Source organism: Pseudomonas sp. P1.31 (assembly GCF_001269815.1).
GTDB classification, from domain to species: Bacteria; Pseudomonadota; Gammaproteobacteria; order Pseudomonadales; family Pseudomonadaceae; genus Aquipseudomonas; species Aquipseudomonas rustica.
On record NZ_LHVN01000028.1, the window covers coordinates 38,810 to 52,808 of the forward strand.

The following is a 13,999-nucleotide window of genomic DNA, read 5'->3' on the forward strand; positions in this document are numbered from 1 at the left end:
CTGTAGGAGCTGCCGCAGGCTGCGATCTTTTGATCTTTACAGCCCCTCCAGCTCCGCCATCAGATCATTCAACCGATCCACCTTCTCCTCGGTAATGTCACTCGCCGCCAGCCCGTCAATGTACTCGGCCAACTCCTCCACCGTGCTGCACTCGAACATCGCCCGCAGCGGCACATCTCGTTGCAAGGATTTCTGCACCCGCGAAGCGATCTGCGTGGCCAGCAACGAATGCCCGCCCAGCTCGAAGAAGTTATCGCGCACACCGACCTGCTCGACCTTCAACACCTCGGCCCAAATGTCCGCCAGCGTCTGCTCCAGCTCATTGCGCGGCGCCAGATAATCCTGGCTCTGCAGTTGACCGATCTCCAGCGCCGGCAAGGCTTTGCGATCAAGTTTGCCGTTGGCATTCAGCGGCAGTTGATCGAGCCACAACCAGTGCAACGGCACCATGTATTCCGGCAGTTCGGCGCGCAGACGATGCTTGATCCGCTCAAGGCGCTCGCTCGGATTGAGTGCCGAATCGGCCGCCACCAGATAACCAACCAAGTGCTTGCCGTTGACGCCCTCCTGCACACCGACCGCGCCGTCGCGCACTTCCGGCTGTTCATGCAGACGCGCTTCGATCTCACCCAGCTCAATCCGGTAACCACGAATCTTCACCTGATGGTCAACGCGGCCAACGTACTCCAACACCCCGTCGCTACGCCGCCGCGCCAGGTCACCGGTGCGATACAGACGCTCGCCCGGCGCGCCGAACGGGTTCGGTACAAACACTGGCGCGGTGCGCAGCGGATCGCTGACATAACCGCGACCGACGCCCGTGCCCGCCACACACAACTCACCCACCGCACCCAACGGCACCAGTTCCAGCGCGCCATCGAGCAGATATAGCAAGTTGTTGTCGGTCGGCGTGCCGATCGGCAAATAACTGCCGCGCGTCGAAGCCATGTCGACCCGGAAGAACGCCACGTCATCGGAACATTCCGCCGGGCCATACGCGTTGACCAGACCAATCTGCGGATAACGCAGCAACCACTGATGCGCCAGCTCCGGCGGCATCGCCTCACCCGTCGGCAACATCCAGCGCAAGCCATCGAGACTCAGGCGATCCGCGGCGAGCATGCCCTGAATCAGCGAAGGCACACTCTCCAGCACGGTGATGCCCTGCACTTGCACATGCTTCAGCAGACCTTGCGGATCGTGGGCAATCGTATTCGGCACAATGTCCACTCGCGCGCCGAACAGCGGCGCGGCAAGGAACTGCCAGACCGAAATATCGAAGCTCTGCGAAGCGGTCTGCGCGATCACATCCGCGTCACTCAAATTCAGGTACGGCACCTTGCTCAACTGGTTATTGAGCATGCCGCGCTGTTCGACCATCACGCCTTTCGGCAGGCCGGTGGAGCCCGAGGTGTAGATCACGTAAGCGAGGTTGCCCGGGCCGCTGTAAATGCCAGGATTCGTCGCCGACAACGCCAAGGCCTGCACTTCTTCCCAAACCAGAAGCCGTGGACGATTGACGCAGCTGAATTCATCCAGCAAGGTCTGCGCCTGTTCGCGACACGCCTCGCTGCACACCAGCAGCGGCGTGCGGCTCAGCTCGATGATGCGTTGCAAACGCTGTCTCGGCAGACCCGGATCCAGCGGCAGATAACCCGCGCCAGCCTTGAAGCTGCCGATGATCATGCCGAGCAGGTCGAGATTGCGTTCGGCGAGCAACGCCACCGGTTGATCCGTCTGCACACCCGCCGCGACCAGTGCATGGCCGAGACGGTTGGCGTTGTGGTTCAGCTCGGCATAGCTCTGTTGCTGATCAAGGCACGTCGCGGCGATGCGTTGCGGATGCGCGGCAACCTGCGTTTCGAACAGCGCCACATAGCTCTGCTCAAGCGGATAATCGTGGGCACTCTGGTTGCAACCGTGCAGCAGGAAGTCCTGCTCCTCAGCGCCCAGCAGCGGCAGATCAGCCATGTCGCCATGGAAGCCGTCGACCAGCGCCAGCAGCAAACGCTTGAACTCGCCGAGCATGCGCTCGATGGTCGATTCGTCGAAATAACGCTGGTCATACGACAGGTGCAGACCAAGGTCATCGCCCGGGTAGCACACCGCCGTCAACGGGAAGTTAGTGTGGGTTCGTCCGGAGTCCGAGGTCGCGTTCAGGCTCTGCGCGCGATCCAGCACCGAGACTTCCACCGGGGCATTTTCGAAGACGAACAGGCTGTCGAACAGCGGCTGGCCTTTCGGCAATTCGCTTTGTTCCTGAATGTTCACCAGCGGCAGGTATTCGTACTCGCGCAGTTGCATGTTGCTGTCGAGCAAAGCGCTGAGCCACTGACGCACGCTGCTGCGTTCATCGTCTGCCGGCATATGCACCCGCAGCGCGATGCTGTTGATGAACAGGCCGACGGTACGCTGCATCTCCGGCATGTCCACCGGCCGCCCGGCCACGGTCACGCCGAACAGCACGTCACGATCGCCGCTCATACGGCGCAGCACCAAGGCCCACGCTGCTTGAGCAAAAGTGTTGATAGTCAGTTGATGCGCCTGCGCCAATTCACGCAGACGCACTCCGTCCTCGACATTGAGACGGGTGTAGCGGTCGCCGACGATCATGCCGCCGCTTTCACCGGCATGTTCGCGCAGGAACGGCCGGTCGCTCGGGATCGGCGTGGTGCGCTCGAACCCTTGCAGGTTCTGCTGCCACCACTGCCGTGCTTCGGCGAGACTCTGGCGTTGCAGCCAACCGATGTAATCGCGATAACGCGGTGGCGTGCTCAATTGAGCTTCGCGACCTTCACCCAGAGCGGTGTAAATCTCGAAGAAGTCGTTCATCAGCAACGAGCGGCACCAGGCATCGATAAGGATGTGGTGGTTGCTCATCATGAACCAGTAACGCGCCGCGCCGACCTTGATCAGGCGCAGATGGAATGGCGCCTGATTGAGTAGATCGAACCCGGCCTCACGCTCGTTTTTCAGCAGCGCTTGCAGCTTTGGTTCCTGCTCGATTTCGGCGATGGCGCTCCAGTCCAGATATTCGATTGGCGTACGACCCGGCGTGTGAATCACTTGCAGCATGTCTTCGCCGACGTTCCAGCAGAACGAGGCGCGCAACGCTTCGTGACGGGCGATCACCGCTTGCCACGCCTGGGCAAAACGCTCAGCGTCGAGTTCGCTGTTGATGCGGTAGCGATCCTGCATGTAGTAAAGACCGGTGCCCGGTTCGAGCAAGGTGTGCAGCAACATGCCTTCCTGCATCGGCGTCAACGGATAGACGTCTTCGATGTGCGCGGCCGGCACCGGCAAGGCATCGAGTTGCGCCTGAGTCAGTCTGGCCAGCGGGAAGTCCGACGGCGTCAGGCCACCGGCTTCGTCTTGCAGGCAATGACCGATCAGGCTTTGCAGCTCACCGAGATAGGCATCGGCCAGATCGTGGATGGTCTGCGCGTCGTAACGCTCGGCGCTGAACGTCCAGCGCAAGAGCAATTCACCGCCATACACCTGACTGTCGACGCTCAATTCATTCGGCAATGGCGCCTGCGGATCGTGGGCAGCGCCAACCGGCTCATCCAGCGGGCGGAACAGCGCATCGCTGGCGAAGCTTTGGTCGAACTGGCCGAGGTAGTTGAAGGTGACCGGCGCATGCGGCAGCGCCTCCATGCTGCGCTGAGTGAAATCATCGGCCAGATAACGCAGCACGCCATAACCCAGACCTTTGTGCGGTATCGCGCGCAGTTGCTCTTTGATTGCCTTGATCGAAGCGCCCTGCCCTGCGGCCTCTTCGATATTGTGCGGGGTCAGACGCAGCGGATAAGCGCTGGTGAACCAGCCGACGGTGCGGGTCAGGTCGATTTCGTCGAACAGGGTTTCGCGACCGTGGCCTTCCAGTTGAATCAGCGCCGATGGCTGACCGCTCCAGCGGCACAGCACGCGGGCCAGTGCCGTCAGCAGCAGATCGTTGACCTGCGTGCGATAAGCGCTCGGTGCCTGTTGCAGCAGCTGTTTGGTGTGCTCGGCATCGAGGCGCACGCTGACGGTTTGTGCATGACGATTCTGCTGGCCGCCCTGCGGGTTTTCGCAAGGCAGATCGGCGTTCTGACCGGCCAACTGGGTTTGCCACCAGTTGAGTTCTTCGCGCAGGGATTCGCTACCGGCGTAGGCCTGCAAGCGTGCAGCCCAGTCTTTGAAGGCACTGGTTTTTGCTGGCAGTTTCACCGCTTGCTCGGCGTCGAGTTGGCGGTACACGGTTTGCAAATCGTCGAGCATCACGCGCCACGACACGCCATCGACCACCAAGTGATGAATCGCGATAAACAGGCGTTGCTGAGCTTCCGGGCCGTCGACCAGCACGGCACGCAGTAGCGGGCCTTGCGCAAGGTCGAAGCTGCGCTGGGCATCGGCGAACAGCGCTTCACACTTGTCCATCGACGGCACGCGCACTTGCCACAACACCGCCGCATCCAACACCGGTTGGTGCGTCGCTTGCCACGCTTCGTTGGTTTCGGTGAAGCGCAGACGCAGGGCATCATGCTGCTCGATCACCGCCAGCAACGCTTGCTCCAGACGATGCGGTTGCAGCGCCACGGTTGGCTCCAGCAACAGCGCCTGATTCCAGTGCTGACGCTCCGGAATTTCCGTGTCGAAGAACCAATGCTGAATCGGCGTCAGACGCGATTCACCGGTCACCAGGCCTTGCTCCGCTGTCACTTGTTCGCTGCGGCTGGCCACGGCGGCGAGGGTTCGCACGGTTTGATGCTGGAACAGATCACGCGGGCTGAAATGAATGCCTTGCTGACGCGCGCGGCTGACCACTTGAATCGACAGAATCGAGTCGCCCCCGAGTTCGAAGAAATTGTCGTTGAGGCCGACCTGTTCGACGTTGAGCACTGCGCACCAGATCTGCGCCAGGGTCTGTTCCAATTCGTTGCTCGGCGCCACGTAATCCTGGCGATTGAGCTCCGGATCCGGCGCCGGCAAGGCGCGGCGGTCGAGTTTGCCGTTGGCGGTCAGCGGCATGCTCGCCAGCAGAATCAGGTGCGTCGGCACCATGTAATCCGGCAGTTGTGTCTTGAGGTGCGACTTGAGGGCTTCGCGCAGTTCAGCCTGTCTGGCTTCGCTTTGCTCGGCGACTTCAGTCACCAGATAGCCCACCAGTTGTTTGCCGCTTGGCGCATCAAGGGCGAGCACCACGGCTTCGCGGATCGAAGCGTGATCAAGCAGACTGTTTTCGATTTCGCCCAGTTCGATGCGGAAACCACGAATTTTCACTTGATGGTCGATCCGGCCCAGGTATTCAACCAAGCCATCGCCACGCTGGCGTACCAGGTCGCCAGTGCGGTACATGCGTCCGCCGTCAGCGGCAAACGGATCCGCGACAAAACGCTCAGCAGTGATGCCCGGACGATCGTGATACGCCTGCGCCAGACCCGCGCCGCCGACGAACAATTCACCGGTCGCGCCCTGTGGCACCAGCGCCAGATCGGCGTCAAGAATGTACGCAACACGCGCGCCAATCACGCTGCCGATCGGCACACTGCCCGCACCCTCTTCCAGCACCTCCGGCGCCAGACTGGCCAGCGGCATGACCACGGTTTCCGTCGGGCCGTAAGCGTTGAAAAACATCGCCGGTTTGAACGCTGCACGAATGCGTTGCAGATGTTCGCCGGTCAGCGCTTCACCGCCGGTGATGATCATCCGCACCGGCAGGATCTCGTTTTGCGTCGAGAGGAACTGCGCCAACTGGCTGCCGTAGCTCGGGGTGAAACCGAGCACGTTGATTTTATGCGTGCGGATCAAACCGCAGATTTCTTCCGCGTCCCACTGACCTTGCGCACGCAACACCACTTGCGCGCCGCTGAGCAGCGGCACCAACAAACGCTCAGTCGCCGCATCGAAGTTGATCGAATAGAAGTGCAGTTCGCAGTCGTCCGGGCGCATGCCAAACCGCTCGATCACGGCCTGACAGTGCATGGTGATTTCGCCGTGGGAAACCACCACGCCTTTCGGCTTACCGGTCGAACCCGAGGTGTAAATCAGGTAGGCCTGATGCTGCGGCAGGCTGATAAACGGCAGCTCAGTGGCCGGGTAATCGGCCAGCGCTGCACTGTCGTCTTCCAGGCACCAACGCGCCACACTCGACGGTAGATCGCCGAGCGCTTTAAACATCGCGCGATCACTGAGCAGCAGCCCAATGCGGCTGTCTTCAATCATGTAATGCAGACGGTCGAGCGGGTATTCCGGATCCAGCGGCACATACGCACCGCCCGCCTTGAGAATCGCCAGCAGGCCAATGACCATTTCCAGCGAACGCTCCAGTGCCAGGCCTACGCGCACTTGCGGGCCGACGCCACGCTCGCGCAACGCCCAGGCCAGACGATTGGCGCGGGCGTCGAGTTCGGCGTAGCTCAAGGTCTGCCCGGCGAAAGTCAGGGCTGCTGCGTCTTTGCGCGCCAGTGCCTGTTCGGCGAAGAGGTGATGAATGCACTGGTCGAGACGATGCTCGCCCGGCTCGATGCCGAGGCTCTCGAGCAGTTGCTGTTGCTCGGGCTGATCGAGCAATGGCAATTCGCTGAGACGCTGTTGCGGATCGGCGATCAACGCTTCGAGCAGGTTGCGCCAATGTTTGGCCATGCGCGCGATGGTCGGTTCGTCGAACAAATCGGTGCTGTACGTCAGGCAGCAACCGAGGCGATGGTCGAGGTCGGTGACTTCCAGGTTGAGGTCGAACTTGGTCGCCCGAGCATCGTTGGCCAGATATTCGACAGTCATGCCAGCGAGCATGCGGCTCTGCTGGAATTCCCAGCGCTGCACGTTGCACATCACCTGGAACAGCGGGTTGTACGCGGCACTGCGCGGTGGCTGCAAGGCTTCGACCAGATGATCGAACGGCAGATCCTGGTGCGATTGCCCTTCAATCACCGCGTGGCGCACATGCTCAAACAATTCGCCGACCGACATCATGCCGTCGAGCTGGCAGCGCAGCACTTGGGTATTGAGGAACGCACCGATCAGCCCTTCACTTTCTGGACGAATACGGTTGGCCACCGGTGCGCCGATGCGCAGATCGGTCTGCCCGCTGTAGCGGTAAAGCAGCGTGGCGAGCGCGGCGGTCATGGTCATGAACAGGGTCAGACCGTTTTGCGCATTGAACGCACGAACCCGCGTCGCGAGGTCGTCGCTGAGGTCAAAACGGAACAGCTCGCCCTGGTGGCTTTGCACCGGCGGACGCGGGCGGTCGCCGGGCAATTCCAGCAGCGGATGTTCGCGACCGAGTTGCGCCGTCCAGTAATCGAGTTGGCGTTGACGCTCGCCGGATTCCAGCCAGTTGCGCTGCCAGACGCTGTAGTCGAGGTACTGCACCGGCAGCGGCTCCAGTGGCGAATCGCGGTCGTCGACAAACGCTTCGTACAGTGCGCTGAGTTCGCGGGCGAAGATGTCCATCGCCCAGCCTTCGGTGACGATGTGATGCAGGGTCAGCACGAAGTAATGCTCGTGCTCGGCGGTCTTCACCAGACAGGCGCGCAGCAGCGGGCCAGTTTCCAGATCGAACGGCAGATGCGCTTCTTCATCGGCGAATTGCTGAACCTGTTGCTCGCGCTGATCGGCGGCAATTTTCGAGAAATCCTTCCAGCCCATGCGCACGCCGGTCTCGGCATGCACTTGTTGACGGGCGATGCCATCGACGCTCGGGAACGTCGTGCGCAGGGTTTCGTGGCGCAGGATCAGCGCTTGCAACGCAGCCTCGAAACGCTCGACGTGCAACACGCCACGCAGGCGCGCCATGCCACCGACGTTGTACGCCGGGCTGTCCGGTTCCATCTGCCAGAGGAACCACATGCGCTGTTGCGAGTACGACAGCGGCACCGGTTTGCTGCGGTCGACCTTGGCGATTGGCGGCTGCTTGTTGGTGCGGCCACTGACCTGAATCAAGCGAATCTGTTCAGCGAAATCACCGAGTTCGCTGTGCTCGAACAACGCGCGCAGCGGCAGCTCGACGTCACAGGCCTGACGGGTGCGCGAGATGATTTGCGTGGCCAGCAGCGAGTGGCCGCCGAGGGCGAAGAAGTCGTCGCGCAGACCGACCAGGCTGAGGCCAAGGACTTCGCGCCAGATCGCGGCGATTTGCTGTTCCAGCTCGGTCACCGGTTCGACGTGTTCACGCACTTGCCATTGCGGCTCGGGCAAGGCGCGGCGGTCGAGTTTGCCGCTAGGGCTGAGCGGCATTGCGTCGAGGCGCATCAGTTGCGCCGGCACCATGTATTCCGGCAGTTCGGCGGCAAGTGCGGTTTTCAGACGAGCGATTTGTTCGTCGTGATGGTCACTGGCATCGGTCGCGGTGAAGTAGCCGATCAGTTGCGCGCCGGAAGCGGTTTCGCGCACCAGCACCACCGCTTGGGCGACACCGTCCTGGGCGAGCAGACGTGCTTCGATTTCTTCCGGTTCGACACGGAAGCCACGCAGTTTGACCTGCTGATCGAGACGACCGAGGTATTCGAGCACGCCGTCAGACGTCCAGCGCGCGCGGTCGCCGGTGCGGTACAAACGTGCGCCCTGCTCGCCCAATGGATCAATGACAAAACGTTCAGCGGTCAACGAAGGACGACCGAGATAACCCCGGGCCAAACCGATGCCGCTGATGCACAACTCACCCGGCACACCGGCCGGCACGGAATTGAGATCAGCGTCGAGCACGCGGCAAATCACGTTGCCCAGCGGCCGGCCAATCGGCGAACGCTCGCCATCGGCGGTGCTGCAATGCCAGTGCGTGACGTTGATCGCAGTTTCAGTCGGGCCGTAACGGTTGTGCAATTGCACCGCCGGCAGTTGCGCCAACACGCGGTTGCGCAGTTCAGCGGGAAGCGCTTCACCACCGGAAAAAACGCGGCGCAGGCTGGTGCATTCGGCGCTCAGTGGTTCGTCGATGAACAGCGAAAGCAGCGGCGGTACAAAGTGCAGCGTGGTCACGCCATGTTCTTGCACCAATTGCGCGATGCGATGCGGATCGCGGTGTTCACCGGCGCCGGCAATCAGCAAGCGCGCGCCAGTGATCAGCGGCCAGAAGCATTCCCACACCGAGACGTCGAAACTGATCGGCGCCTTTTGCATCAGCACATCGGTTTCATTCAACGCGTAAGCGCTCTGCATCCATTGCAGACGTTCGGCCAGTGCCGCATGCGTATTACCGACGCCTTTCGGCTGGCCGGTGGAGCCCGAGGTGTAGATCACGTAGGCGAGGTTGTCGCCGTGCAAGTGCAGACCCGGTGCCTGGCTCGGCCAGTTTTCCAGGTGCAGGGCGTCCATGGCGATCACGCTGACGCCGTCGCTGGCCGGCAAACGGCCGAGCAGTTCGGTTTGAGTCAGGAGCAATTCGACGCCGCTGTCGCTGAGCATGTAAGCCAGGCGATCAGCTGGGTAATCCGGATCCAGAGGCACGTAAGCGCCGCCGGCCTTGATGATCGCCAACAGGCCGATCAACAGTTGCGGCGAACGCTCGGCGGCGATGGCCACGCAAACGTCCGGGCCGACGCCTTTGTCGCGCAGATAGTGCGCGAGGCGGTTGGCTTGCGTGTGCAGTTCGGCAAAATCGAGGCTACCGCCCTCCCACACCAGCGCGATGCGTTCCGGGATTTGCCGCGCTTGTTCGGCGAGCAGTTCGGGCAGCCATTGTTGTGCCGGAACGCACGGCGCGACGCTCCAGTTTTTCTGCTGATCGTGCTCGCCGACGGTGAGCAGTTGCAGGTCGCCGATGGCTTGTTCTGGACGCTCGCAGACGTCGCGCAGCAGGTTGCTGAAATGCTCGGCCAGTCGCGCGATAGTCGCGGCGTCGAACAGTTCGTTGGCATAGTCGAAGGACAACGTCAGGCGACCATTACGATCCTCTTCGCTGTGCAGTTGCAGGTCGAACTTGGCTTCGCGGCTGTGCCACGGCAACTCTTCGGCGAGCAGACCAGGCAGGCGTTTGAGCGCGCTGAGGTCGCGTTGCTGGTGGTTGAACATGATCTGGAACAGACCTTGTTCGCGGGCCTGCGGGAAAGCTTCGAGCAGTTGTTCGAACGGCAGATCCTGATTCGCCTGTGCGCCGAGTGTGGCCTGGCGGGTTTGCGCCAGCAGCTCAACGAATGGCAGGCGCGAATCGATCTCGGCGCGCAGTACTTGGGTGTTGATGAAGAAGCCGATCAGGCCTTGAGTTTCCAGGCGCGGACGGTTGGCGTTGGGCACGCCGATGCGAATATCACGCTGACCGCTGTAGCGATGCAGCAAACTCTGCAATGCCGAGAGCAACAGCATAAACGGCGTCGATTGATGCGCTTGCGCCGTGTTGCGAATCGCCTCGCTGAGGCTGACGTCCAGACGCACGGTGTGACGTGCAGCGCTGTGTTTGTGTTGCGCCGAGCGCGGATGATCGGTGGCCAGCTCCAGCACTGGATGCTCGTCGCCCAACTGCGCTTTCCAGTAAGCCAGTTGCCGCTCGCCCTCGCCTTGCGCCAGCCATTGGCGCTGCCAACTGCCGTAGTCAGCGTATTGGGTTGGCAGCGGCGCGAGGTTGGCCGTGGCGCCTTGCGAGGCCGCAGCGTACAGGCGCGAGAATTCGTCGATCAACACGTTCAGCGACCAACCGTCAGCGATGATGTGGTGCATCGTCACCAGCAGTTGGTGATCTTCACCGTCGAGACGGATCAGCGTCACCCACAGCAGCGGGCCTTTTTCCAAATCGAATTGAGTGTGAGCTTCGTCGTCGCGGATCTGCTGCGCGCGGGCTTCGCGTTCATCGGCTGGCAGGTCACTGATGTCGATCAATTGCAGGTTGAAATCGGCAGCCGCATCGACATGTTGCAGCGCTACGCCGTCACGTTCGAAGAAACGCGTGCGCAGGGATTCGTGGCGCTCGATCAATTGCTGAAAGCTGGCGCGCAGTGCGTCTTCATCGAGTTCGCCACGCAAGCGCAGGCCGCCGGGAATGTTGTAGGCGCTGCTGTGCGGGTCGAGTTGCCAGGTGATCCACAAGCGGTTTTGCGCCAGCGATTGCGGCATCGGCTCGGAACGTGACAGCGCGGTGATTTCACCTTGCGCGCTGCCGCCGCCCTGTTGTTGCTGGGCGACTGCGGCGGCAAACGCGGAGAGGGTTGGCGCTTCGAACAGCAGGCGAAGGCTCAGCTCCAGACTGAGTGCTTCGCGAACACGGGCGATCACTTGCGTGGCAGCGATCGAGTTGCCGCCGAGCAGGAAGAAGTGATCGTCGGCGTTGACCTGTTTGACGTTGAGTTGCTCAGCCCAGATTTTGCCGATCAGCGTTTCAAGTTCGGAGGCGCTGGCTCCCGATTCTTGAGTTTCAGTGGCGCTCGACGGGAATACCGCGTAGCTGTCGAGGCTGCCATCGGCCAGACGATTGCGGCACGCCGAGCGCTGCAATTTGCCGCTGGAGGTTTTCGGCAGTGCGCCGGGATTAAGTAATACGACCACGCTCGGCGCTTCTTGATACGCCTCGGCCACGGCTTGGCGAATGGCTTTGATCAACGCTTCCGGCGGCAGGATTTTCTGCACGCTGCGGCTGATTTCTGCAGCGATGCCAATACCCTCTTCGCCATTCTGATTGACCGCGAATGCAGCGACGCGGCCCTTGCGCACCACTTCCACTTCGCGCTCGACGGTTTGCTCGATGTCCTGCGGATAGAGGTTGTGGCCGCGCACGATGAGCATGTCTTTCAGGCGACCGGTGATGAACAGTTCGCCGTTGCGGATAAAACCCAGGTCGCCAGTGCGCAGCCAGGTGCGGCCAGCGTGCTGCACGAAGGTTTTGGCGCTGGCTTCGGGGTTGCGCCAGTAACCGAGGGCAATGCTCGGGCCGGTCGCCCAGACTTCGCCGACGGCATTGTCGGCCAATTCTACGAGCGTGCTCGGCTCAACGATCAGCACCGCGTGCTCAGGCTGGCTGATACCGCAGCTCATGATCGGACTGCCGTCGCCCGGCTCGGCACGATTTTGCGCCAGCGCTTGATCGTCCACGCGCAGTGCAGGAATGCCGGTGCCGCGTGGGGTGCCGGCGACGAACAGCGTGGCCTCGGCCAGACCGTACGAGGCCATGAAACTGTTATCGCTGAAACCGCTCGCGGCGAACTTGTCGGCAAAGCGTTCCAGGGTGTCGAGGCGGATCGGTTCGGAACCGGAATAGGCCACGCGCCAGCGGCTCAGGTCGAGACGCTCCAGCGCCGATTCGCTGACCCGTTCGCTGCACAAGCGATAGGCAAAATCCGGCCCGCCGCTGATGGTGCCGCCGTATTGGCTGATCGCTTCGAGCCAGCGCAATGGCCGACCGAGGAAGTACGCCGGCGACATGAGGATGCACGGCACGCCGCTAAAGATCGGTTGCAGCAGACCGCCGATCAACCCCATGTCGTGATACAGCGGCAGCCAACTGACGATCACATCATCCGGGTTCACATCGATGCCGAAACCGTGGCGGATTAACAGTTCGTTGGCCACCAGATTGCCGTGGCTGACCTGCACGCCTTTGGGCAGCGCAGTCGAGCCGGAGGTGTACTGCAGAAAGGCGATGTGCTCTGGCGGCAGGTTCGGTTCAAGCCATTTTTCGGCCAGCGCATTGTCGAGTGTGTCGACGCACAACAGCGGCGGCGCGCCTTCGATCTGCTGCAAGGCGTCGCGCAGGTCGGCGCTGGTCAGCAGCAGACGCGGTTCGGCGTCGGCGATGATCGACAGCAAACGTTCCTGATGGTGACGGCGCGCCGATTCCGGCGGATACGCCGGCACTGCGATCACGCCCGCGTACAGGCATCCAAAAAACGCCGCGACGTAATCCGGGCCGCTGGGAAACAACAACACCGCGCGATCACCAAATCCGGCCTCTGCCTGCAATGCGGCAGCAATCGTGCGCGCGCGTTGATCGAGTTCGCGATAGCTGAGCACCACAGCCTGTTCTTCGTTTTCGGCAAGAAAACGCAAGGCCAGTTGATCCGGCGTCAGGGCCGCGCGGCGCTGGAGGGCTTGGACCAGAGTGCTGGGGATGTCGAACGCGTCGGTCATGAGGTTTCCTGCCTGAAGTCGGCTTGCTGAGTGGAATCGGGTTGCTGCGTCACGCCCTCAAGGGCATGCAGGGCGCGGTCTGTGCCGACCGCGCAAGGCTGCGGAATGCTGTCTGGTCGGGGTTCGGTACCCGGAACCATTCACCAATGAGAACGGATGACGTCTTGAAATAATTAGTCGGCAGGCTGGATCGCCAACGGGGCTGGGATGCGGCGGCGTGTCGCAGTTCTCACAACGCACCAATTTGTATCATTAGTTCTCTTTCTCAATTGACAATCATTATCATTCAACATAATTTGTCGCTCGATGTGTAGGACGGCCCCGTCCCCCCAAGGCGTCCCACTAACCTATTTGGCAGCAAGGTGATTTCCATGACGGAACCAGTATCCACAAGCAGGTGCGATTCACCGCTACTTCAGGCATTCGTCGACAATCGACTGATTCTGGTCAAGATTGCAGCCCGCATTACCGGCTGCCGGTCACGTGCCGAAGACGTGGTGCAGGATGCGTTTTTCCGACTGCAATCGGCGCCACCGATCACGTCGTCCATCAAGGCGCAACTGAGTTATCTGTTCCAGATCGTGCGCAACCTGGCCATCGATCACTACCGCAAACAGGCGCTGGAGCAGAAATACTCCGGCCCTGAAGAGGAAGGGCTGAACGTGGTCATTCAAGGTGCTTCGCCGGAAACCTCGCACATCAACTTCTCCACCCTGGAGCACATCGCCGACGCGCTGACCGAGCTGCCCAGCCGCACTCGCTACGCGTTCGAGATGTACCGCTTGCACGGCGTGCCGCAAAAGGACATCGCCAAGGAACTCGGTGTTTCGCCGACCCTGGTCAACTTCATGATTCGCGATGCGCTGGTGCACTGCCGCAAAGTGTCGAGCAGTCGTCGGGATGTGGTGATTGCGGGGCGTCGCTGAGACCGGGTCGACAGATAGAAAAAGATCGCAGCCTTCGG

At 61.5% G+C, this 13,999-nt stretch carries 2 protein-coding genes; one reads left to right on the plus strand and one right to left on the minus strand.

The annotated features are described in order from the left end of the window. Positions 1-36: 36 nt before the first annotated feature. A complete protein-coding gene (locus AD669_RS18100) occupies positions 37-13,035 on the minus strand; it encodes a non-ribosomal peptide synthetase (protein WP_053122226.1) in 12,999 nt (4,332 codons plus the stop codon). Between the two features lie 371 nt (positions 13,036-13,406). Here AD669_RS18100 and AD669_RS18105 point away from each other — a divergent pair, with 371 nt between their 5' ends. Next, positions 13,407-13,961: an RNA polymerase factor sigma-70 gene (locus tag AD669_RS18105; RefSeq protein WP_053122228.1), complete on the plus strand. Its 555-nt coding sequence runs from the start codon at positions 13,407-13,409 to the stop codon at positions 13,959-13,961. The last annotated feature ends 38 nt before the right edge of the window (positions 13,962-13,999 follow it).

What these genes read in the sequence shown, in the direction of transcription:
- AD669_RS18100 (WP_053122226.1), bottom strand. Translation starts at nt 13,035, where the DNA reads ATGACCGACGCGTTCGACATCCCCAGCACTCTGGTCCAAGCCCTCCAG.
- AD669_RS18105 (WP_053122228.1), top strand. Translation starts at nt 13,407, where the DNA reads ATGACGGAACCAGTATCCACAAGCAGGTGCGATTCACCGCTACTTCAG.